The organism is Streptomyces sp. NPDC017940, from assembly GCF_044328435.1.
Lineage (GTDB): Bacteria > Actinomycetota > Actinomycetes > Streptomycetales > Streptomycetaceae > Streptomyces.
In genome coordinates, this window is sequence record NZ_JBIRHJ010000005.1 from 306095 (window position 1) to 328196 (window position 22102).

Below are 22102 nucleotides of genomic sequence, written 5' to 3' on the forward strand. Positions count from 1 at the left end.
ATGGTCACTACCTTTCGGTCATCTTGCGCAGCGGCTTGCGGGAGGTCGCCGACAGCTCCTGCCAGCGGGCGGCCAGTTCGGCCACGGTGGGTGCGGTGAAGAGGGTCTGCATCAGGACTTCCACACCCAGTTCCGCGCGGACCCGGGCCACCAGCCGGGTGGCGAGCAGGGAGTGCCCGCCCAGGGCGAAGAAGTCGTCGTCGACACCGACGCGTTCGGCGCCGAGCACCTCCGCGAAGAGTGCGCACAGGGCCGTCTCCCGCGGGGTCCGGGGAGCCCGGTAGCCGTCACCGCCGAACTCGGGGCGCGGCAGCGCGAACCTGTCCAGCTTGCCGTTCGGCGTCAGGGGCAGCTCGGTGAGCGTCACGAACGCGGCCGGGACCATGTAGGCGGGAAGGCGCTCCCCGACACTCGCCCGCAGGAGTTCCGGCGCGGGCGGCTTCGCCCCGGGCTCCGGCACCACGTACGCCACCAGGCGGTGGTCGCCCGGGCGGTCCTCGCGGGCGATGACGACGGCCCGGCGGACGGCGGGGTGGCGGGACAGGGTGTGCTCGATCTCGGCGGGTTCGATCCGGAAGCCCCGCAGTTTGATCTGGTGGTCCGAGCGGCCGAGGTACTCCACCTCACCGCCCGCGGTCCAGCGCGCGAGGTCGCCGCTGCGGTACATCCGCGTGCCCGGCGGACCGAAGGGGCAGGCCACGAAGCGCTCGGCAGTGAGCCCGGGGCGCTGGTGATAGCCGCGGGCCAGGCCCGAACCGGCGATCCAGAGGTCGCCCGTGGCACCGGGCGGTACCGGGCGCAGCGCGCGGTTCAGGATGAGGATCCGGGTGCCGGGGACCGGGCCGCCGACGGCCGGGGGCATGCCGCGGGTGCCGGGGAGCAGCCGGGCGGCGGTGGCGTAGACGGTGGTCTCGGTGGGGCCGTAGAGGTTGGTGACCTCCGCGGCGTGTTTGCACAGGGTTTCGGCTAGCGGCAGGGGCAGGGCCTCGCCCGTGGAGATCACCCGCAGTCCGGTCAGGCAGCCAGGCGCGTGGTTGACCAGGGTCTGCCAGAGCGCGGGGGTGGCCTGCATGACGGTGACGCCGCCGCGTTCGACGAGGTCGAGGAGGGCCGGGGGCCGGGTCAGGTCGTCCTTGGCGGCGAGGACCAGGCGGGCGCCGGACAGCAGGGGCAGGAAGAGTTCCAGGGCGGCGATGTCGAACGCGACGGTGGCGCAGGCGAGGAGACGGTCCTCCGGCGTCAGGGAGAACCGATCCTGCATACCGGCGAGCAGGGTCGCGAGGGAGCCGTGCCTGATCACCACGCCCTTGGGCCTGCCGGTGGATCCGGAGGTGTAGATGACGTAGGCGGCGTGGTCGGCGCCTACTGGGAGTTGGGGGCCGTGGGCGGGGCCGTGCGGGGCGGCGTCGCCGACCGCCGTCTGGGGGCCGTGAGCGGGGTGCTGCGGGGCGCCGTCGCCGACCGCCGTCTGCGGGTCTCGACCGGCGTGGGGCGAGCCGGTGGACAGGTTCGCCGCGGCCAGCCGTTCCGCGTCCAGGACGAGGACCGGTGCGCTGTCCTCGACCACGGCCCGCACCCGCGCGGCCGGATACTCCGGGTCCACCGGCACATAGGCGCCACCCGCCTGCCACACCGCGAGCAGGGCCACGACCAGGTCGACCGAGCGGGGCAGCAGCACCACGACCCGCGACTCCGGGCCCACGCCCTGCCCCGCCAGCCAGTGCGCAAGCCGCCCCGCCCGGTCCGCGAGGTCCCGGTAGGTCAGGCGGTGGCCGTGGAAGTCGACGCAGACCGCGTCCGGTGTGGCCGCCGCCCGCGCCGCGATCAACTCGGGAACGGTCTGCTCGGGCGGTGCGACCGCGGTGTCGTTCCAGCCCTCGAGGACCTGTTCGCGCTCGGCCTCGGACAGGACGTCGATCGCGCCGACGGCTGTCCCGGGTTCGGCGGCGAACGCCCTGAGGACCCGTACGAGACGGCCTGCGACCGCTTCCACGGCGGCCCGCTCGAAGACGTCCCGCCGGTACTGGAAGGAGATCCGCAGCAGCGGGTCGGCCGCCGCGATCACGGTGAGCGGGTAGTGCGGCGGGGCGTACGGGCGGATCCCGGTCACCACCGGGACGGCCGTCCCGTCCGCCGCGCGCCCCGACGACCTGTCCACGGGGAACGACTCGAACACCACGAGCGTGTCGAACAGGGCGCTCAGACCGGTGGCCCGCTGGATGTCGGCGAGCCCCATGTGGTGGTGGTCGAGGAGCCTCGCCTGGGCTTCCTGGAGCCTGCCGAGGAGATCCGGAACCGGGTCCCCGGGGTCGCACCGCACCCGCACCGGCACCGTGTTGATGAAAAGACCGATCACGCTGTCCACACCGGGGAGCCCGGAGGGGCGGCCCGCGACCGTGGCGCCGAACAGCACGTCCGCACGCCCGGTCAGCTCGGCCAGCACCACGGCCCAGGCACCCTGCACCAGGGTGTTGGGCGTGACGCCCCACTCGGCGGCCCTGCGCGCGAGGGCGGTGGCGACCTCGCCGGTCAGCGCCGCGTCGAGCTGCCCGCTGCCGTGGCCGCCGCGGCGGGCCGAAGGAACCGTGGGCGCGAGCAGGGTCGGCTCCGCGACGCCTGCCAGTTCCTCGGACCAGGCCCGGGCGGACTCCCCCGGGTCCTGCCGCGCGAGCCAGCGGAGGAAGTCCCGGTAGCCGTGCGGGGCGGCGGGGCCCGCGACTGGACTCATGACTGGACCCGAGGCCGGACCCGAGGCCGGACCCGCGGCCGGACTCACGGTTGGACCCGCGGCCGGTTCCGCGGACGTTCCCGAGGCCGGTCCCCGTGCGTGGTCGCAGGCGGCGTACAGGTCCATGAGTTCGCGTGCGATCAGCGGCACCGACCAGCCGTCGAGCAGCACGTGGTGGGCCGTGAGGGCCAGTTCGGCGCGTCCGGGGCCGAGCGTGACGAGGGTGAGGCGCAGCAGCGGCGGGCTCTCGGGCCGGAAGCGGGTCTCGCGCTCCTCCGCGATCACCGCCTCGAAGCGTGCTTCGGCCCCGGCCTCGCCGCTGAGGTCCACGTGCCGCCAGGGCAGCGCGACGCCGTCCACGACGATCTGTACGGGCTCGCCGCCGGCGCTCGGCAGGAACGCCGTCCGCAGGTTGGGGTGCCGGTCGAGCAGGGCCTGGCCCGCGGTCCGCAGACGAGCGGCGTCCACCGGTCCTTCGAGCCGGAACACGAACTGCGTCTGATAGGCCTCGGACGCGGTGTGCGCGAGCATCGTGTGGTAGAGCAGGCCGTCCTGGAGCGGGGTGAGCGGCCAGACGTCCCCGACGCGTCCGAAACGCCGCTGCCAGTCGTCCAGTTCGTCCTGACGGACGCGCACCATGGGGACGTCGGACGGGGTGAGGCCGTGGCCGCCGTCCGCGACCCGGCGGTGCAGACCGCGCAGCGCCGCGCACCAGGTGTCGGACAGGGCACGGACCTCGGCGGCGCTCAGGACGCCGGTGGCGAAGGTGAAGAGGGCCGTGAGGCGGGCGTCGGCGCCCGCGCCGGTCACCAGGGAGTTCAGTTCGAGGGCGCTGGGCGCGGGCATGTCGGGGGCGGGAGCGGCGACCAGTTCTGCGCACTCGGGCGCCGGGGTCCACGCCGAGCCGCGGACGGTGTCCTGACCGTGCCCCGCCGGGCGTCGGGTGGGGCCGAAGGAGAAGTGCCCGAGGAAGTTGAAGCCGATCTCGTCCGCCGGGTACGGGCGCAGCAGCGTCGCGGTGTCCTCGTTGAGACAGCGCAGCAGGGTGTAGCCGATGCCCTGGTCCGGCAGCGCGCGCCGCTGCTCCTTGATCCGCTGGAGAGCCTCTCCGGCGGCGGCACCGCCCGCGAGGGCGTCGTCGACGTCGATCCCGGAGATGTCGAAGCGGACGGGGACGACCGTGGTGAACCAGCCGACGGTGCGCGACAGGTCGGCGCCCGGCACGAGCTCGTCCTGACGGCCGTGGCCTTCGAGGCGTACGACGGTGGCGCCGTCGGTCACGCCCCGCCGCCGGTGGGCGAGGGCGAGCACGAGGGCGGTGAGCAGCACGTCGTCCGCGCCACTGCGGTAGGCGGCCGGGATCGAGGTCATGACGGCGTCGGTGAGATCGGCGGGCAGCTGGACCCTGACGGTGTCCGTGCCGGCGGTGAGGTCCCGCCGCGGGTCGAGCGGCCGGGAGCCGACCGGTGCCACCGGTGCGGCGAGGAGGTCGCGCCACAGCGACACCTCGGCCGTGCGTGCGGGCCGGGCGGCCTCGTCGCCCAGGGCCCGCAGCCAGCGCCGCAGGGAGGTCCCCACCTCGGGCGGCGCGGGCGTGGCGCCGTCCTCGACCTGCTGCCAGGCCGTGGCCAGGTCGGACAGCAGCACCCGCCAGGAAAGACCGTCGACGACCAGGTGGTGGGCCACGACCAGCAACCGGCCCGCGGTGTCCGGGGCCGCCTCGAACCGGACGAACCGCAGCATCCGGCCCGCCCGGGCGTCGATGTGCCCCACGGCCTCGGCGGCCTCGGCGCGCAGCAGGGCCTGCCAGGTGTCGCCGGCCCAGGGGTCGGGGCCCCGGTGTTCGGTGCGGTCGACGTGCTTGACCAGGGCGGTGGCGTCCAGGGCTCCGGGCTCCAGCACGAGGAGGCCGTCGTCCGTGAGCCGTGAGCGCAGCACGTCGTGCCGGTCGATGACGGCGCGCAGGACGCGGGTGAGGCGCTCGGGGTCCGCTCCCGCGGGCAGTTCGAGCACCAGCCACTGGGCGAGCCGGTCGAGGCCGGGGCCGCGCTCGGCGTACAGCCTCGCCAGCGGGGGCAGGGGCAGCAGGCCGACGCCGCCGCCGTCGAGTTCGGCGAGTGCCGCCGGGGCGGTGTCGCGGGTGGCGGCCAGGGCGAGCGCGGCGACGGTGCGGCACTCGAAGACGGTGCGCGGGCTGAACGCGAGCTTCCCGGCGCGGGCGCGGGCCACCACCTGGATCGCCCGGATGCTGTCGCCGCCGAGCGTGAAGAAGTCGTCGTCGACACCGATCCTGCTGAGTCCGAGCACCTCGGCGAACGCGGCGGCGAGCAGCCGTTCGTCCGCGGTCCGCGGCGGCCGGTGGACGCCCGCGGTGAACTGCGGTTCGGGCAGGGCGGAGCGGTCCAGCTTGCCGTTCGCCGAAAGCGGCAGCCGGTCCAGGGGGACGAAGGCGGCCGGTACCAGGTGGGCGGGGAGCCGGGCGGCGACGAAGCCCCGCAGTTCGGCGATGTCGAGCCCGGCGTGCAGATCCCAGTCGGTGCCGGGATCGGTCTTGGCGCCGGTCGTCGCGGGGACGACGTAGGCGATGAGTTGCGCGGCCCCGTCGGCGCCGCGGCCGGTCCTTGCGACGACGGCCGCGCGGAGCACCCCGGGGTGGTCGGCCAGGGTGGCCTCGATCTCCTGGGGTTCGACCCGGAAGCCGCGGATCTTCACCTGGTCATCGGCGCGGCCCGCGAACTCGAGTTCGCCGTCGGCGTTCCAGCGCGCCAGGTCGCCGGTCCGGTACATGCGCCGCCCCGGCGGGCCGAACGGGCAGGCCACGAACCGCTCCGCGGTCAGGGCGGGCCGTTCGTGGTAGCCGCGGGCGAGTTGGGCGCCCGCGATGTAGAGGTCGCCGAAGACCCCCGGCGGCAGTGGCCGCAGCCCGGCGTCGAGGACGTACAGGGCGGTGTTCCAGACCGGCGTGCCGATCGGGACGGTGCGCGCCCCCGGCCGGTACTGCCAGGCGGTGACGTCGACGGCCGCCTCGGTCGGCCCGTACAGATTGTGCAGCGGCACGCCGAACGTCTCGTGGAAGCGGGCGGCGAGGTCGGCGGGGAGGGCTTCGCCGCTGCACACGACACGGCGCAGGGGGGTGCGGGCGGTGGCGTTCCCCGCGGTGGCGAACTCGGCGGTGGCGTTCTCCGCGGTGGCGAACTCGGCGGTGGCGTTCTCCGCGGTGGCGAACTCCGCCAGCATGGAGGGAACGAAGTGCGCCGTGGTGACGCCGGTGCGCCCGATCAGTTCGGCGAGGTAGGCCGGGTCCCGGTGTCCGTCGGGCCTCGCGACCTCGAGGGTGGCGCCGGTGACGAGCGGCCAGAAGAACTCCCAGACGGACACGTCGAACGAGGCGGAGGTCTTTTGCAGCACCCGGTCGGAGCCGTCGAGCCGGTAGCGGTCCTGCATCCACAGCAGCCGGTTGACGATCGCGGCGTGCGTGACGACGACGCCCTTGGGCCGTCCCGTCGACCCCGAGGTGTAGATCATGTACGCCGGGTGCTCGGCGCGGCGCGCGGCGCGCGGGACGGGCCCCTCGGTGAGCGGGGCCTCGTCGACCGTGATCAGGGGGACGTCCGTGGGAGGCAGCCGGTCCGCGGTGTCCTTGTCCGTCACCAGGAGCGCGGGGTCCGCGTCGGCGAGCATGAGGGCGACGCGGGCGGCCGGGTAGTCCGGGTCGACGGGGACGTAGGCGGCCCCGGCCCTGAGCACCGCGACCAGGGCGACCACCAGGTCCAGGGAGCGGGGTACGGCGACCGCGACGAAGCGTTCGGGCCCGGCGCCGCGCTCGGCGAGGAGCCGGGCCAGGCGCCCGGACCGTTCGGAGAGTTCGCGGTAGGTGAGGCCGGCGTCGCCGAAGGCCACCGCGACGGCGTCCGGGGTGGCGTCGGCCTGGCGGTCGAGCAGGTCGGTCAGGGTCACGGGCGGGAGGTCGACGGTGGGTCCCGCGTACTCGGTGAGCAGTGCGCGGCGTTCGGCGGTGCCGAGCACGGACACGTCTCCGACGGGGGTGCGCGGGTCGGCCAGGGCCGTGCGCAGGAACGTCACGAACCGGTCGGTGAGCCCGGCCACGTCGTTCTCGTCGTACTCCGCGCGCGGCGCGTCGAAGCGGATGTACAGATCGCTGTCGGCCCGGCCGTCGGTGTAGACGCAGACCATGACCTCGTCGACCACGCCGAAGGTGCCGCCGGCGAAGCGCCCGGTGGCCCCCGCGAGGTCGAGCGCCTCGACGAAGGGGATCACGTTGACGACGGCGCCGAAGGGACCGCGTGTCTCGGCGGTGCGGCCGATGGCCCGTCTGATCAGGGAGACGTCGTGCCGGGCGTGCCGCAGGACGCGGCGCCGCTCCTCGCTGAGCGTCTCGGCGAGGGCCACGAAGTCGGCCGCGGGGTCCACGCGGGGGCGCAGCGGCACGCGGTTCGAGAGCAGGCCGAGGGAGCGCCGCAGGGCGCCGACGCGGTGGTTGACGGTGATGGTGAGCAGCGGCTCGGAGAGGCCGCACAGGTGCCGCAGGAACGCGGTGGCGGCCGCGGCGATCAGCTCGGGCACCGTGCTGCCCGCGGCGTCGGCGGCGCGGGCCCAGGCCGCGTGCTCGGCCGCGGGCACCGTCGCCGTGCGGGTGGCCATGCCCTGGCACGCGGTGAGCGCGTCCCAGTACCCGGGCGCGGGTGCGGGCGTGCCGGCGGGCGGGCGGACGCCCGCGGGCAGCCTGGCGGCGGGCGGCTCACCGGCGAGGTAGTCCCGCCAGAACCGCTCGGCGTCGGCGGACCGTGCCGATGCCCGGTAGGCGGCGTCCTGTGCCACCGCGTCGCCCGGCGGGTTCGGGGCGCCCTTGGGCACGGGCGAGCCCGCGCGCAGCGCGCGGTAGATCTCCGCGATCCGCCGGGACAGGAGGGTGAGGACGCCGAAGGCGTCGGTGAGGATGTGGTGGAACACGAGGACGAGCAGATGGCGGTCCTCGCCCACCCGGATCGAGCCGATCCGCAGGAGGGCGTCCTCGGCCAGGTCGAACGGGCGGCCCACCAGGTCGGCGACGACGTCGCGGGCCGCGGCGCCGGGGTCGGCGGCGCCGGTGACGTCGAGGTGGAAGGGCTGCCACGTCCCGGCGTCCCTGGCACGGGACCGGAGCACGTCGTCGTGCCTGCGGAAGTTCACCGTCAGCGCCCCGGCCTCCGCGACGGCCGCGCGCAGGGCGGCGGCCAGCAGACCGGTGTCCAGGTCGCCTTCGATGTCCCACAGGGTCACCACGTTGTTCGGAGCGGACGGAGCGAGCTCCTGCGCGAGCCACATGGCTTCTTGCGCGGATGTGGTGCCGGTACAACCCATGCAGGTTTCCCCCCAGCAAGCGTGGTTCCAGGTCAACGGCCACTCGCCGTGCCGAATTTTGTCGTGGGCATGTGCCCCGGGAACCGGGGTGAAAGATGTTGGCCAGACTAGGAAACGGAATTGGCCATCACCCGGTGTGTCCTCGCCATATCGAGCGGAGCCGGATTCTGTCCGGCAGGAGGCGCAACCCCGCCCGCGCCGAGCGGCCCGGGATCGGTCCCCCGCTCCGCCGCAGCGCGGGAGGGCGGCGGTCGCACGCGTGGTCACCGCGGTCGTTAACGCGCTTCCCCGGCCTCCGCGGCCGCGGTCCCCGTCTCGTGGGAGCTGGTCCGCAGCACCTCGGCGACGGTCAGTTCGTAGGCCGAATACCACCGGTCCTTGCCGAGCTTCTGCGCCACCTGGTGCTCGGGGTCCGTCCGCCACTCCTCCAGGGTGGTGGCGTTCTCCCACATCACGACCGCGAGACGGTCGCCGTCCTCACCGGTGTAGTGCTTGACCTCCACGAGGTCGGTCCCCGCGATCTCACGGACCCGCTCCCGCATCCGGTCCTCGGTGGCGTAGTAGTCCTCGCCCGCGTGCTCGGAGAGGCGCGACTTGAAAAGGATCACGAACATCCGGAGTCCTCCAGGGTGACTGCGTTCGAGGTGACGGTGTGCGAGGTGGCCGCGTCCCGGGTGCCGGCGCTCGGGGTGAGTGCGGCTGCGATGAGGGGCAGCACGCAGGCGCGCAGCCGGTCGTCGGGTGCCGGGGCCAGCTCCGCGCCGTGGCGGTCGAGGAGCCGCGCCACCAGGTGGTCGAGGTGCTGGTCGTCGCGCAGCACCGAGGCGTAGCTCTCCTCGGTGAAGGCGCAACTCTCGTACAGCGGTACGAACCGGTCGGGGAAGAGGTCGAGGAGCCGTCCGCGCAGCACGTCGGCCGCGGTCTCCTCGCGGGGCGGGTTGGCCATCGTGAAGTAGTGCCGGTAGGAGAGGTGGGAGATCGCGTCGGCGTCCTCGGTGCGCGACTTCTCGTACGCGGCGAGGCCCGCCGCCCAGTCCGAGGCCGCGTCGAGGCAGTCGACCAGGATCCGGGCGTCCTCGAAGCCGCAGTTCATGCCGTGCCCCATGAAGGGGGCCATGGCGTGGCAGGCGTCGCCGAGCAGCGCGAACGTGTCCTGCCAGACCCAGCGGTCGCAGCGCACGACCGAGAGGGTGGAGACCGCTTTGGCGGCCAGCTGTCCTGCGATGTCGGGGATGGCCGCGGTCGGTTCGGGGAAGTGGGCGGCGAACATGTCGAACAGGTCCTGGCCGGCCGCCGCGGCGGCGTAGGAGGGGGCGGGTCCCTCGCGGCGCATGAACAGGGAGCCGGAGAACTCCCCCGACGGCATCGGGAACGCGGCGAACATCGCGTCCCCGGTGGGCCAGTAGTGCATGGTGGCCCGGTCGAGCCAGCCTCCCGGCACGTCGATCTCCTGGTAGGCCAGTTCGAGCTTGCGCAGCTCGGCGCGGGCGCCGCGGGCCTCCAGGGCGGCCCGGGCGGCGGAGTGCGCGCCGTCGCAGCCGAGGATCCTGCGGCAGCCGACGCGGCGCCGTCCGTGCCGGTCCTCCACCAGGACCGCGGGGTCGTCCAGGTCTACGGAGCGCACGCGCTGCTCGAAGCTGACATGCACGCCGGGTAGCGCCTCCGCGGCGTCGAGGAGGATGCGGTGCAGCCGTTCGCGCTCCACCGACCAGATCGGCTGCCGGTCCCTGCTGTAGGGGGTGACGTGGCTCCGTCCGTCGGGCGTGTGCCCGCAGCGGCCGTGCAGGGGTACGCAGATCTCGCGCACCGCGTCCGCGACGCCCAGGTCCGACAGGACGCGCCAGCCGCGCGCCGACAGCATCACCGTGAGGGAGCGCCCTTGTCCGCCGGTTCCCCGCCTCGGGTCCGCCCTCTTCTCCAGGAGGGTGACGGGGCCGAACCGGGGGGCGAGGTAGAGCGCCGTGACCGCGCCCACCAGACCGGCCCCGACGATGACGGTTTCCGGGTTCCCGTCCGTGCGTCCTGTGTCGTGTCCGTGCATGGCGATCCCCGCCCCTCGTCCGTTCTTCCGACTGCCGGTCGTTCGCCCGTCCGTGCTCGGGCGCTGCGGTGCCTCGGTGCCCGCGCCCCCTACGGCCGCTCCAGTTCCGCAAGGACGGCGGCGCCCGCCTCCTTCGTCCCCAGGGTCCCGCCGAGGTCGCGGGTGACGTGTCCTTCCGCCACGGCCGCGGCGACGGCACGGCGGACCGCGTCCGCCGCGTCCGCGCGCCCCAGGTGCTCGGCGAGCAGGGCCACGGAGAGGATCGCGCCGAAGGGGTTGGCGGCGCCGGTGCCAGCGATGTCCGGGGCGCTGCCGTGCACGGGCTCGAAGAGGCCCTGTCCGGTGGCGGGGTTGAGGTTCGCCGACGCCGCCACACCGAGGCCGCCGGCGAGCGCGGCCGTGAGGTCGCTGAGGATGTCGCCGTAGGAGTTGTTGGTGACGATGACGTCGAACGCGGTCGGGTCGGTGGCGATGCGCATCGCCGCGGCGTCCACGTAGAGGTGCGAGGTGGCGATGTGCGGATGGCGGGCGAGTGCCTCGTGCCAGCAGCGCTGCCACAGCTGTCCGCCGTTGCGGACGGCGTTGGCCTTGTCGACCAGGCACACCGAGGTGCGTGCCACGGAGAAGGCGTAGTCCAGGACGCGCGCCACCCCGTGCTGGGTGCTCAGGTCCACGTCCATGGCGACCTCGTGGGCGGTGCCGGTGCGCGTGCTGCCGCCGATGCCGCTGTAGAGCCCTTCCGTGTTCTCCCTGACGATCACGCAGTCGATCGCCCTGCGGGCGGCGTCGCGCAGGGGGCTGAGCCGGTCGTGCCAGAGCTTCGCGGGCCGGTAGTTGACGTAGAGGTCGAGTTCCACGCGCAGGGTGGTCAGGATGGAGCGTACGTACGCGGTGTCGCCGAGCCGGGGGTCCCCCACCGCGCCGAGGAGCGTCGCCCGGCACGGCCTGATCCGGTCCAGGTCGGCCTCGGACAGGGCGTGGCCGGTGCGCAGGTAGGTGTCGGCGTTGACGTGGTCGAGGACGTCCGTGCGCACACCGAGCCCGAGGGCGTCGAGGACGTCGAGCGCCGGCGCGGTGACCTCCGGGCCTATGCCGTCACCGGGGATCACGGCGATGGTGGTCAAGGCCGCCTCACCTCCGGCCCTGGGCGAGGACGTCCGCGACGAGTTCCGCGGTGTCGGTCGCCACGTGGAAGTGCCCTCCCGGCCGTACGGTCAGGCCGAACGCGCCGGAGGTGACGCGGGACCAGCCCGCGAGCTGCGCCTCGTCCACCAGGGGGTCGCCCGTGCCGTGGTAGCAGCGCACCGGGCAGGACAGCGGGCGGGCACCGGGGCGGGGTTCGTAGGTCGCGTGCGCCCGCAGGTCCGAGCGGAGCGTCGGCAGCAGGAGCTCGCGCAGCTCGGCGTGGTCGGCGACACCGGGTTCGATGCCGCCGAGTGCGCACAGCTTGGCCCAGAACTCGTCGTCGGGCGCCCGGTGGATGTCCCGGTCCCGCATCTGTCCGGGCGGCAGCGCCGCCGACACGCAGAGCGCCAGGGGCTCCTCACCGGCGTCCCGCAGCAACAGGGCGGTCTCGTAGGCGACGAGCGCGCCCAGGCTGTGCCCGAACAGGATCCGGTCGCCCGGTGGCAGGCGCAGCAGCTCCGCCGAGGCACACCCGGCCATCGCGGCCACGTCGTCGACGGGCGGCTCCGCGAAGCGGTCGCCGCGGCCCGGGTACTGGACGGCCAGGAGCGCCGCGCCGGCCGGGGCCGCTGCGGACCACGGGCCGAAGGCGATGGCCGAGCCTCCCGAGTGCGGGAAGCACACCACCCGGACGTCGGGCCGGTCGACGTCGGTCAGCGACCGCACCCAGCCACGTTCCCGTATCCGGCTCATCGCCCCGCCTCTCTCGTCCCACTCGTCGGCCCCCGGTTCACCGTTCCCATGTTTTTCCCTTCGCTGGCGATTCGCGGTGTACGAGACAGATGTCGGCAAGAGATCGAGGGGGCGCGGGGCCCCGGAGATGACCATGCGGGAGGAGACAGGACCAGCCCCGACGGCCCCTGGAAGGGAACGTGATCATGCTCGACGGATGTGTGCCCTGGCCCGAAGACCTCGCGGCGGACCTGCGCCGCACGGGGATCTGGCGCGGCCGGCCCCTCGGAGACCTGCTGCACGAGTCGTGCGGACGCAACGCCGAGCGCGTGGCCGTGGTCTGCGACGGGCACCGCATGACGTACGCGGAGCTGTCCCTGCGCGCGGACCGCCTCGCGGGCGGCCTGATCGGCCTCGGCATCAGACCGCTGGACCGGGTGGTCGTGCACCTGCCCAACATCCCCGAGTTCGTCGTCCTGGTCTTCGCTCTGCTGCGGGCCGGGGCCGTGCCGGTGCTCGCGCTGCCCGGGCACCGAAGAGCCGAGATCGAGCATCTGTGCGCCCACTCGGGGGCGGTGGCGTACGTGGTGAAGGATCGGTTCGGCGGGTTCGACTACCGCGGGATCGCACGGGAGGTTCCGGGGGTTCCGCGTGTGCTGGTCAGCGGGGACGCGGAGGAGTTCACGTCCCTGGAGTCCCTGGAGTCCCAGGGGTCCCTGGCATCGCGGGACGCGGCGGGAGGCGTCGCCCTGCCGCGGGTGGACCCGTCCGAACCGGCGCTGTTCCTGCTCTCCGGTGGCACCACCGGGCTGCCGAAGCTGATCCCGCGGACCCACGACGACTACGCGTACGTCATGCGGGCCACGGCGGAGGCGATGGAGGTGGACAGGGACGGCGTGTACCTCGCCGTCAACCCGGTGGCGCACCAGGCGGCCCTGGCCTGCCCCGGGGTGCTCGGCACCCTGCTCCTGGGCGGCAAGGCGGTCCTCACCTCGAGTGTGCGGCCCGACGAGGTGTTCCCGCTGATCGAGCGCGAGGGCGTCACGGCGACCACCCTCGTGCCCTCGGTCCTGCGGCTGTGGGCCGACTCCGGCAGGCCGCCCGGTGAGTTGTCCCGCCTCCTCGTCCAGGTCGGCAGCGCCCCGCTCGATCCGGCGCTCGCCGACCGCGCGGGCCGCGTCCTGGGCTGCCGCGTCCAGCGGTGGTACGGCATCAGCGAGGGGCTGCTCACCTACACCCGACTCGACGACCCGCACGAGGTGGCCGTCAACACGGACGGCCGACCGATGTCACCCCTGGACGAGGTCCGGGTCGTCGACGAGTCGGGGGACCCGGTGCCCGCGGGAGAGGCGGGCGAGATGCAGGTCAGGGGCCCGTACACGATCCGCGGGTACTACCGGGCCCCCGAGGAGAACGCCCGCTCGTTCACGCCGGACGGGTTCTTCCGCACCGGTGACCTCGTCCGGCGCGGCCCGGACGGCAACATCGTGATCGTCGGACGGATCAAGGACGTCATCAACCGGGCCGGTGAGAAGGTCTCGGCGGAGGAGGTGGAGCGTCAGCTGCGCACCCACCCCGACGTACGGGACGCGGCCGTGATCGGGGTGGCGGACACCGTCCTCGGCGAGCGGACGTACGCGTTCGTCGTCCTGACCGAGGCCGAGGTCCGTGCCTCCGCCATGAAGCAGTTCCTCCGCGAACGCGGCCTGGCCACCTACAAGATCCCCGACCGGCTGGTGCCGCTGCCGAACCTGCCGCGCACCCCGATGGGGAAGGTCGACAAGAAGGCGCTGCGGGCGCTGGCGGCCTCCTCCGCACGCTGACCCCGACACCGAGGGCGGGGCCCCGCAGGGCTCACCAGGTCTTGCCTGCCTGCTCGCGCAGCGTGCGGTTGATCCGGTTGAAGAAGTTGGTCGTCGCGATCTCCAGGATGATCGTGCCCAGCTCCTTCTCGGTGAAGTGGTCGGCGGCGGCGTCCCAGATGGCGTCGGTCACTCCCGGTGCGCCGTCCTGGATGCGGGTGGCGGCCTCGGTCAGGGCGAGTGCTGCCCGTTCCTGCTCGGTGTAGAAGGGCGTATCGCGCCAGGCGACGACGTTGTGCAGCCGCTCCGGCGTCTCACCGGCCTTCGTCGCCGCCTCGATCGAGGCGAAGACGCAGGGGCTGCACCCGTTGATCTGGCTGGTCCGCAGATGAATCAGCGCGAGCAGGTGCGGGTCGAGGCCCCCGGTGTGAATCGCCTTGTAGAGGTGCTGGATCGCGGTGGTCACATCGGGATCGGCCGGACTGGTCATACGTGCTTCCATCGGTGCTGCTCCTTCATCGGTCCGCCAGCGGTCCGTCGTCGGTTACCTTCGCGCTTCCGAGCGCGTCATCACCCATGACGGAGCAGCGCCGAGGAAGGTAACAACATGTCCGAGAGCAGCACGAAGGACCCGCTGGCCGAGGCGTTCGAGGTCGAGCGCGACCGGATGCGCGCGGTTGCCCACCGCATGCTCGGCTCGCACGCCGACGCCGAGGACGTGGTCCAGGAGGCCTGGCTGCGCCTCTCCCGCCAGGACGCTTCGACCATCCACAACCTCGGCGGCTGGCTGACCACGGTGGTGGGCCGGATCAGCCTCGATCTCCTGCGCTCGCGCCAGGCACGCCCGGAGGCGTCCTACGACGACCGTCTGTCCGAGTTCGTGGTGACGCTCGACGACGGCCCCGTTCCGGAGGACGACGCGGTGCTCGCCGACTCGGTCGGGCTCGCGCTGCTCGTCGTCCTGGAGTCGCTCGGGCCGAGCGAGCGGCTGGCGTTCGTGCTGCACGATCTGTTCGCGGTGCCGTTCGACGAGATCGGCAAGATCCTCGGCAAGTCCACCGCCGCCGCCAAGATGCTCGCCAGCCGCGCCCGCAGGAAGGTGCGGGCGCGCCGACAGCCGTCCGGCACGGGGCAGGAGCAGCGGGAGGTCGTCCAGGCCTTCCTGAGGGCGGCTCGACGCGGCGACTTCGAAGGGTTGCTGCGGGTGCTGGACCCCGAGGTGGAACTGACCGTCGACACCCCCTCCGGCGTCGTGGTCACCCTCGGCGCCACCAAGGTCGCAGCAGGGGCGCAACTGTCCGCCGACGCGGCCGCACAGGGGCGGACGGTGCTCGTCAACGGCCTGCCGGGCGTCGTCTCCTGGCGCGAGGACGGCTCCCCGCTCTCGGTCCTCGCGTTCACCGTCGCCGACGGCCGGATCGCCGCCGTCACGGTCGTGATCGACCCGGCGAAACTCGCGCTGATGAGCCTGCCGGAACCGGTGTGAGGGCCGTCTTCCCCACCGGGCGGCTGCCCCGGCGGCCTGGCTGCCCCGGCGGCCTGGCCCTCGGGCCGGGTCGGGCTGAGTTCGGGCCGAGTCGCGTTGGATCCGGCCCGAGTCGGGCTGAGCCGGGCGTCACCCGGCGCGCACCCTGGGGCGGGCACGCCGAGGCCCCGGAGCGGGATTCGCTCCGGGGCCCGACGCTCACCTGGCCGCGTGGTCAGCTGGGGGTGATGTTCTCCGCCTGCGGGCCCTTCTGGCCCTGCGTGATGTCGAAGGTCACCGCCTGGCCCTCCTGGAGCTCGCGATAGCCGGTGCTGTTGATGTTCGAGTAGTGCGCGAAGACGTCCGGACCCCCGCCGTCCTGCTGGATGAAGCCGAAGCCCTTTTCGGAGTTGAACCACTTCACGATTCCGCTGGCCACGCCGGTACCTCTCAGTCGATATCGGGCCCGCACCGCGCGGACCCGTAGGTGTCGTCCTCGTCCGCAGCCACTGCACAGCAAAAAAGCCCACGCCACCGCGTGGGCAGAACTGCGAACCACGACATCCAGCAACGACGCTACACCGGGACAGGACGCACCACCAGAGAGCAACTGTCATTCCGCTCTCGGAGGACGCGGGGTGCACTCAGGGCGTGCACGCCCTGGTGACCTTCCCTGCCGCCCGTACGATCGGAGTCAGATCGGGAGTCCTGTCGCCGTTGTCGACGGCGTCCTCCACATTGTTCACGGCCTCCTCCATGTCGTCGACGGCCGCTATCACGTCCTTGTCGCTCTGCTTGTCCCTGATTTCACCGAGGTTGTCCCTTATGTGGTCGAAGGCCCTGTCGTCCTCGTTCGGGTAGAGCACCGCGTCCTGCGCGGCCTTCCTGAGCAATCCGACGCTGTCGGACGCCGCGTCGGCCGCACGGACACAGTCCACCGCGTCGCCCGGGTCGCACCCGGCGAGCCCCATCCCCACGGGGGCGACGAGGAGGGCGGAGACGAGGGCGACAGTGATACGCCGGTGACGTGCGGTCATGCGAAGGTCCCTTCTGGGCGCAGGCGCGCGGGCGCGCAGGCATACGGGTGTGCGGCACACCGGCACACCCGCCTCTAAGAACGCCTGGTCCGGGTGAGAAGGTTGTTGCCCTCCGCCGAACGCCCTCGTGCAAGCCATTCTTTGTCCGGAAGCCGCCCCTGGAGCTGTCCACGCGTGCGTTGACCCACGACGTACTCCGCGCTTTCATCGCGGGAGTCCTCCGCACGCACCGTGCCGGGGGCGTCGTCGGGCACGAAGGCATGAGGGGCGACCGTGGTCCTCCTCGGCCGAAGGGGGAACCACCTGATGAGACCTTCCGCGCGCGTTTCCGTGACCGCCGCTGTGGCGGCCGCTCTCACCTGCCTCACCGGTACCGCGGCGGGGGCGGCGGGCGAGGAGCGGGCCCCGCGCACCGAGCGGATCAGCGTGGCGCCGGACGGCACCGGTGGCAACCACCACTCGGTGGATCCGACCGTCAGCGCGGACGGACGCGTCGTCGCCTTCATGTCGTCGGCGACCAATCTGATACCTGGAACGGACGTGCCCACCAGCGTCTATTACCGGACGGCTCCTGGTGCGCCCCTCGAGCGCGTGGTGGTGCCTGGCGAGTCGACGATGGTGCCGAGGGTGTCCGACTCGGGCCGCCATCTGACGTTCACCTCGTACTCGGCCACGACCCAGAAGTACTCGGTCCATGTGCTGGACCTGCGCACCGGACGGGTCGAACCGGTGGCGCCCGCACTTCAGGGCGGCTACCGGGCGGACTACGGCGCCGCCCCGCTCAGCGCCGACGGACGGTACGTCGCCTTCGTGGCCGAGACCGCCGCCGACGACAACGGGAGGTCCCGCTGCCGGGTCGTGCTCCTGGACCGCCGGACGCAGCGGGTGTGGCGGGCCGGTCCTGCCACGGACCGCGACTGCCAGGACGTCTCCATGAGCGCCGACGGCCGCAAGGTGGCGTACCGGGTGGGCTATTCGGGGCCGTCGGACGGCGACGAGGCGGACATCCTGGTGTACGACCGTGTGACCGGGCGGACGGTGCAGGCGGACACCACCCACGACGGGGCGCCCGCCGACAGGTCGGCGCTCTCCCCGGTCCTGAGCGCCGACGGCTCCAAGGTCGGCTTCAACTCGGTGGCCACGAACCTGGTCCCGGGCACCGACCCCAACGGGGACACGAGCACGTCCTGGAACGCCTTCGTCCGCGACCTGCGCACCGGCGCCCTCCAGCGGCACGACGGCCGTTCCCCCGCCGATGCCACCCTGGTGTCGGACCTCTCGGCGGACGGCTCGAAGCTGCTCCTCAACACGGCCGACGCGGACCGCAGGACGCTGGGCCTCGTCCTGCGCGATCCGCGCACCGGACACGAGGAACTGCTCTCCCCGGGCCAGGACGGCAAGCCCGTCACCGTGGGCCGCGCGGCACTGAGCGCGGACGGGGCAACCGCCGTCTTCGACTCCTACCACCCCCATCTCGTCCCTGACGACACCAATCTGATCGGAGACGTCTTCGTACGCACCCTGAGCTGAGCCACTCCCCTTCCGGTGGCGCCACCCGGCACACGGGCACCGTGCCCGGCCCGGCCTGCCCGCCGATCGCGCCGCAGTGGGATTGCGGCGGCGGCCTCGGGGCACCGGGCACGGGTACGCAGGAACTTCCTGCCGACGCGCAACGGACAGATCGGGAGTCAAGGGATGGGCACGGCGACGGCGGTTCCCGAGACGCGGGACATGGAGGGCGAGGAACTCTCCGGCGACGAGGCATTCGTGGCGCTGCGTCACTACGGGGGCTGGAGGCTGCTGCGCGACGCCTTCGTGCGGTTCCGCTACGCCGACGGGTTCAGTCACTCCCGGGCGCTGGCGCTACAGACGGTCCTCGCGGTCGTGCCGCTCGCGATCGTGTTCGTCGGCCTGTCGAGCGTGCTGCACACGCAAAGCATCGGCAGGTTCGCCGAGGAGGTCATCCACCGCATCGCCCAGGGGCCGAGCGCCGATGTCGTCGACGAGGCGCTGGCCCGCAGCCGCCGGACCGCGGGCGGTGGCACGCAGGTCGCTCTCTGGTTCGGGCTCGTGTTCTCCCTGGCCAACGTCACCACGGCGATGTGCCAGATCGAGCGCGGCGCCAACCGGATCTACGGAAACGAACGCGACCGGCCCTTCCACCGGAAGTACCTGCGCGGTCTGGTGATGGCCGCCACCGCGGGTCTGCCTCTGGGCCTCGGCTTCATCGTCATGGTGGCGGGCCGCGACCTGGCGGCCGCGGCGGTGACGGTCTTCGGCGTCGGGCACGAGGTGAGCAGCGTGTTCGGTGTGGTGCGCTGGCCGTTGGGCTTCGTCCTGGCGCTCGTCTCGGCGAGCATCATCTTCCGGCGCTCACCCCGGCGCCGCCAGCCCGGCTATACGTGGCTGGCGTTCGGCGCGGCGGTCTACCTCCTGCTGTGGACGGCCCTGACCGGCCTGCTGAGCCTCTATCTCTCGGTCAGCGGCTCCTTCGACACCGTGTACGGACCGCTCAGCGCCTTCATGTCCTTGCTGCTGTGGGCCTATCTGACCTCGATCGCCCTGTTCCTTGGCCTGTCCTTCGCGGCCCAGCTGGAGGCGGCCAGGGCCCTGCACCCCGGCCCCGTCGAGGCCGATCCGGGAGTCTGACGCGGCGGGGGCGGCTGTGAGCTGGCCGCCTCGTTCCCGATGCCGCCGGGCACGGACGCGCGACCCGGGACACGTACGGCGTCCGCGCCTGCGGGTCCGGGGGTGCGTCAGCGGGCGCGGCGGATGCGGATCGGGCCGCGCGCCTTCGCCGGGTCCACCGGGCGGCCGCCCTGGGTGATGTCCACCTCGCCCGCCGTGACCAGGCGCCGGGCCGCGCGGCGGGCCGGTTCCATGAGGGCGCGCCAGCCGTCGTCGTCCCCCGAGTACACCGCCCGGGCGGCGTCGGAGGGGCAGATCGTCGCGGCCGGGTCGCGGTGCTCCAGCAACTCCAGGATGGCCCGCTCCAGGTGCCGGTCCGTCCGCCGTTCACCGGCCGTCCGCTGTTCGTCGTCCGGGTCCCGTTCGTCGTCCGGGTCCCGTTCGTCGTCCGGGTCCCGTTCGCTGTCCGCGCGCCGTTCGCTGTCCGCGCGTCGTTCGTCGTCGGTCACTTCGCCAGTGTCACACCGGCACGCCTGTGTCTCATCCCGGGACCGGGACCGGGACCGGGACCGGGACCGGGACCGGGACCGCAACCGGGACCGGACCCGGCGCCCGGCACGCCACAGGCCCCGCCCCGCCCGTCCCGCCCGGCGGCGCCCCCGGCCCTGTGCGTCCGCTCCGGGACTGCCCGCGTTTTTTGACAACCGGCATCAGGAACCAGCCGCAGCTCCGCAGACGTCGGGTGATCTCGCCCGGTGACGGGAAGGTTCCCCGCGGCCGTCGTTCTGCGGTGCGACCTGCCGATCGGCAGGTCCCCACCGACGGGCCCTCGCGCCATGGACAGCCGTCGGGCCGTCGGAAGGAGCAGCATGGGCGCCATCCGAGTGGGAGTGATCGGCGCGGGCGGCCGCATGGGCCGCGAAGTGGTCGCGGCCGTCGAGGCCGCCGACGACCTCGAACTGGTGGCGGCCCTCGGCCGCGCCGACGAGCTGGACCGCCTCACCCGGGCCGGCGTCCAGGTCGCCGTCGAGCTGACCCACCCCGACGCGGTCATGGCCCACCTGGAGTTCTGCGTGGGCCAAGGCATCCACGGGGTGGTCGGTACCACCGGCTGGACCGACGAGCGCCTTGACACCGTGAGAGGCTGGCTCACCGGCTCTCCCGGGACCGGCGTGCTCGTGGGTCCGCTGTCCGTCGGCGCGATGCTGACCATGCGTTTCGCACGGTCAGCGGCCCGCTGGTTCGATTCCGTCGAGGTCGTCGAGAAGCACCACCCCGACAAGGCCGACGCCCCGAGCGGGGCCGCCGTGCGGACGGCCCGGATCATCGCCGGAGCTCGTCGTGCGGCAGCCAGGGCCGCGCAGCCGGACGCCACCGCCACCGCGCTGCCCGGCGCTCGTGGCGCGAACGTCGAAGGGGTTCCGGTGCACGCCGTGCGGGCGCGCGGCCTCGTGGCCCACCAGGAGGTCGTCTTCGGCGGCACGGGCGAGACGCTCACGATCCGGCACGACTCCACGGACCGTGCCTGCTTCACCCCCGGCTTCCTGCTGGGGGTGCGCCGCGTCGGTTCGGTCCCGGGGCTGACCGTGGGTCTTGAGTCCCTCATGGGCTGGGACTGAGGCCTAACGGCCCCGCCCGTCGCACCGTCCGAGACAAAAGGGGCAGCACATGGCAACAGAGATGCCGGAGAGCATGCCGCGGCCGCCGCACATATCGGATGCCACCCTGCGGGACGCCGCCCACATGGCGGGGGTCGAGTTCCGCCCGAAGGACGCCGCGGCCATCGCGGACCTGCTGGTCAGGACCGGCGTGGAACGGGTCGAGGTGGGCATGGTGTCGGGCCCGGACAGCAAGGACGCGGGCCTCGTCCTCGCCACCCACGAGGCGGTCGGACCCGAGCGCAGCATGACGCTCGTCGTCGTCCGTGACCGTCGGCAGGTCACCAGGGCACTCGACGAGGCCGCGCGCCTCGGCGTGCGGAACATCATGTGCTCCATCCCGACCTCCGAGCGGCACGCCGCGCTGAAACTCGGCTCGACCAGCCTCGCGTTCCTCCAGGTCCTTGCCCGTTCGGCCGTCGCCCAGGCCAAGGACCGCGGGTTCCACGTCACGTTCAGCGGTGAGGACGGCGCGCGGACCCCCACCGAACGGCTCGTGCCCTATGTGACGGCCGGGTTCCGGGCAGGGGCCGACCGCTTCCGGCTCGCGGAGACCGTCGCCTGCCTCTCGCCCTGGCGGATGGCGGAGCTGGCGGCGCGACTCGCGGCGATCGACCACCGCGCAAGCGACCACCGCGGAAGCAATCACCGCGGGAACGACCACCGCGCGATCGACCGCCCCGGAAACGACCGCCGCGGAAGCGACCACCCCGGAAGCGACCACCGCGAGATCGAGGTCCACTCGCACAACATGCTGGGCATGGCCGTCGCCAACTCCCTCGCCGCCGCCCGCGCGGGTGCCCGGTGGATCTCCACCACCGTCGCCGGCATCGGCGAGCGCGGCGGCAACACGCCGCTGGCCGAACTGCTCACCGCGCTGCGCGTCCTGTACGCGGACACCCGGTTCGACCTCACGCACCTCACCGAGCTGTCCCGCCTCGCGCTGCGGGGCTCAGGCCTCGGGGACGCCTTCCAGCCCGGTCCGGCCACCCGCCACGCGTTCGCCTACGAGTTGGCGGGCCAGCTCAGCCACCCGGAGGCCTACGAGACAGTGCCCGCCGAACTCCTCGGCAACGAACGCACCCTGCGCGTGCGCAGCCGCCTCACCCCGACCCTGGTGGGCTGGGCGCTGGCCGGCTCGGGCATCGAGGTGGACGTCGAGGCCTTCACCACATGGCTCGGCGAGCAGCAGGAGCGGGACGGCAACCCGGCGCTCGACCGGGACGCCATCCGTACGGCCGCCGCGGCCTACTCGTCCGCCTGACACCCCACCGGCGACGGAGGTTCCCCCATGCCGAGCGACACGCTCGCCGGTACCTGCCCCGAGTGCGAGACGGACCTGACCGTACCGACGATGGTCGAGGGCGAGACCCTCGCCTGCCCCGAGTGCATGCTCACGCTCCGCGTCGAGGACGTCTCCGGGAGGCGGATCACCCTGCGCATGGTCGAGACCCGGCTCCGCGACTGGGGCCAGTGACATGCCGCCATCGGTCGGCGTCGCCGTCGCCGTCGCCGTCGCCGGATC

16 protein-coding genes are annotated in these 22102 nt (G+C 73.3%); 7 read left to right on the forward strand and 9 right to left on the reverse strand.

All coding sequences use genetic code 11. The features are described 5' to 3' along the window. Positions 1-7: 7 nt before the first annotated feature. From ACH4DX_RS19420 to ACH4DX_RS19440, 5 genes are all read right to left on the reverse strand, one after another. A complete protein-coding gene (locus tag ACH4DX_RS19420; RefSeq protein WP_398156003.1) occupies positions 8-8089 on the reverse strand; it encodes an amino acid adenylation domain-containing protein in 8082 nt (2693 codons plus the stop codon). A 275-nt stretch (positions 8090-8364) separates the two neighbouring features. Then, positions 8365-8703, reverse strand: a complete 339-nt coding sequence (locus tag ACH4DX_RS19425; protein ID WP_398156004.1) for an antibiotic biosynthesis monooxygenase family protein — start codon at positions 8701-8703, stop codon at positions 8365-8367. Further along, positions 8694-10130, reverse strand: a complete 1437-nt coding sequence (locus tag ACH4DX_RS19430; protein WP_398156005.1) for an FAD-dependent oxidoreductase — start codon at positions 10128-10130, stop codon at positions 8694-8696. Before ACH4DX_RS19430 ends, ACH4DX_RS19425 begins: the two co-directional genes overlap by 10 nt. 89 nt (positions 10131-10219) lie before the next feature. Beyond that, positions 10220-11254, reverse strand: coding sequence for an isocitrate/isopropylmalate dehydrogenase family protein (locus ACH4DX_RS19435; protein ID WP_398156006.1), 1035 nt, complete (start codon positions 11252-11254; stop codon positions 10220-10222). Positions 11255-11261: 7 nt separating this feature from the next. Further along, positions 11262-12008, reverse strand: coding sequence for a thioesterase II family protein (locus ACH4DX_RS19440; RefSeq protein ID WP_398156007.1), 747 nt, complete (start codon positions 12006-12008; stop codon positions 11262-11264). A 185-nt stretch (positions 12009-12193) separates the two neighbouring features. On the opposite strand from ACH4DX_RS19440, the gene ACH4DX_RS19445 reads away from it, so the two are divergent. Further along, positions 12194-13810 carry a (2,3-dihydroxybenzoyl)adenylate synthase gene (locus ACH4DX_RS19445; RefSeq protein ID WP_398156008.1) on the forward strand — a complete coding sequence of 539 codons (1617 nt, stop codon included), beginning with the start codon at positions 12194-12196 and terminating at the stop codon, positions 13808-13810. Between the two features lie 31 nt (positions 13811-13841). Here the strand turns inward: ACH4DX_RS19445 and ACH4DX_RS19450 are convergent, their stop codons facing one another. Continuing rightward, positions 13842-14291, reverse strand: coding sequence for a carboxymuconolactone decarboxylase family protein (locus tag ACH4DX_RS19450; protein ID WP_398156009.1), 450 nt, complete (start codon positions 14289-14291; stop codon positions 13842-13844). Positions 14292-14396: 105 nt separating this feature from the next. On the opposite strand from ACH4DX_RS19450, the gene ACH4DX_RS19455 reads away from it, so the two are divergent. Next, positions 14397-15275 (forward strand): sigma-70 family RNA polymerase sigma factor, encoded by an 879-nt coding sequence (locus ACH4DX_RS19455; RefSeq protein WP_398156010.1) that lies wholly within the window; start codon positions 14397-14399, stop codon positions 15273-15275. Positions 15276-15489: 214 nt separating this feature from the next. Here the strand turns inward: ACH4DX_RS19455 and ACH4DX_RS19460 are convergent, their stop codons facing one another. Together ACH4DX_RS19460 and ACH4DX_RS19465 are read right to left on the reverse strand one after the other, a co-directional pair. Beyond that, the gene (locus tag ACH4DX_RS19460) at positions 15490-15693 is read right to left on the reverse strand and encodes a cold-shock protein (RefSeq protein ID WP_030559969.1); all 204 of its coding nucleotides are present in this window, start codon (positions 15691-15693) and stop codon (positions 15490-15492) included. Positions 15694-15898: 205 nt separating this feature from the next. Continuing rightward, the gene (locus ACH4DX_RS19465) at positions 15899-16291 is read right to left on the reverse strand and encodes a hypothetical protein (protein WP_398122397.1); all 393 of its coding nucleotides are present in this window, start codon (positions 16289-16291) and stop codon (positions 15899-15901) included. Positions 16292-16597: 306 nt separating this feature from the next. On the opposite strand from ACH4DX_RS19465, the gene ACH4DX_RS19470 reads away from it, so the two are divergent. Both ACH4DX_RS19470 and ACH4DX_RS19475 read left to right on the forward strand, forming a co-directional pair. Further along, a complete protein-coding gene (locus tag ACH4DX_RS19470; RefSeq protein WP_398156011.1) occupies positions 16598-17821 on the forward strand; it encodes a hypothetical protein in 1224 nt (407 codons plus the stop codon). A gap of 165 nt (positions 17822-17986) precedes the next feature. Next, positions 17987-18940: a YihY/virulence factor BrkB family protein gene (locus tag ACH4DX_RS19475; protein WP_398122395.1), complete on the forward strand. Its 954-nt coding sequence runs from the start codon at positions 17987-17989 to the stop codon at positions 18938-18940. Between the two features lie 107 nt (positions 18941-19047). Here ACH4DX_RS19475 and ACH4DX_RS19480 read toward each other — a convergent pair whose 3' ends face one another. Next, the gene (locus ACH4DX_RS19480; protein WP_398156222.1) at positions 19048-19287 is read right to left on the reverse strand and encodes a DUF3253 domain-containing protein; all 240 of its coding nucleotides are present in this window, start codon (positions 19285-19287) and stop codon (positions 19048-19050) included. Between the two features lie 501 nt (positions 19288-19788). Here ACH4DX_RS19480 and dapB point away from each other — a divergent pair. From dapB to ACH4DX_RS19495, 3 genes are read left to right on the forward strand one after another with little or no spacing between them, the layout of a single operon-like run. Then, positions 19789-20538: a 4-hydroxy-tetrahydrodipicolinate reductase gene (dapB, locus tag ACH4DX_RS19485; RefSeq protein WP_398156012.1), complete on the forward strand. Its 750-nt coding sequence runs from the start codon at positions 19789-19791 to the stop codon at positions 20536-20538. A gap of 49 nt (positions 20539-20587) precedes the next feature. Next, a complete protein-coding gene (locus tag ACH4DX_RS19490) occupies positions 20588-21841 on the forward strand; it encodes an isopropylmalate synthase (protein ID WP_398156013.1) in 1254 nt (417 codons plus the stop codon). 27 nt (positions 21842-21868) lie between these two features. Beyond that, positions 21869-22054: a lysine biosynthesis protein LysW gene (locus ACH4DX_RS19495; RefSeq protein ID WP_398156014.1), complete on the forward strand. Its 186-nt coding sequence runs from the start codon at positions 21869-21871 to the stop codon at positions 22052-22054. Positions 22055-22102: the final 48 nt, after the last annotated feature.

Coding starts and splice junctions, on each gene's coding strand:
- ACH4DX_RS19420 (WP_398156003.1), bottom strand. CDS start 8,089: ATGGGTTGTACCGGCACCACATCCGCGCAAGAAGCCATGTGGCTCGCG.
- dapB (WP_398156012.1), top strand. CDS start 19,789: ATGGGCGCCATCCGAGTGGGAGTGATCGGCGCGGGCGGCCGCATGGGC.
- ACH4DX_RS19450 (WP_398156009.1), bottom strand. CDS start 14,291: ATGGAAGCACGTATGACCAGTCCGGCCGATCCCGATGTGACCACCGCG.
- ACH4DX_RS19465 (WP_398122397.1), bottom strand. CDS start 16,291: ATGACCGCACGTCACCGGCGTATCACTGTCGCCCTCGTCTCCGCCCTC.
- ACH4DX_RS19475 (WP_398122395.1), top strand. CDS start 17,987: ATGGGCACGGCGACGGCGGTTCCCGAGACGCGGGACATGGAGGGCGAG.
- ACH4DX_RS19495 (WP_398156014.1), top strand. CDS start 21,869: ATGCCGAGCGACACGCTCGCCGGTACCTGCCCCGAGTGCGAGACGGAC.
- ACH4DX_RS19430 (WP_398156005.1), bottom strand. CDS start 10,130: ATGCACGGACACGACACAGGACGCACGGACGGGAACCCGGAAACCGTC.
- ACH4DX_RS19425 (WP_398156004.1), bottom strand. CDS start 8,703: ATGTTCGTGATCCTTTTCAAGTCGCGCCTCTCCGAGCACGCGGGCGAG.
- ACH4DX_RS19455 (WP_398156010.1), top strand. CDS start 14,397: ATGTCCGAGAGCAGCACGAAGGACCCGCTGGCCGAGGCGTTCGAGGTC.
- ACH4DX_RS19470 (WP_398156011.1), top strand. CDS start 16,598: ATGAGACCTTCCGCGCGCGTTTCCGTGACCGCCGCTGTGGCGGCCGCT.
- ACH4DX_RS19440 (WP_398156007.1), bottom strand. CDS start 12,008: ATGAGCCGGATACGGGAACGTGGCTGGGTGCGGTCGCTGACCGACGTC.
- ACH4DX_RS19490 (WP_398156013.1), top strand. CDS start 20,588: ATGGCAACAGAGATGCCGGAGAGCATGCCGCGGCCGCCGCACATATCG.
- ACH4DX_RS19445 (WP_398156008.1), top strand. CDS start 12,194: ATGCTCGACGGATGTGTGCCCTGGCCCGAAGACCTCGCGGCGGACCTG.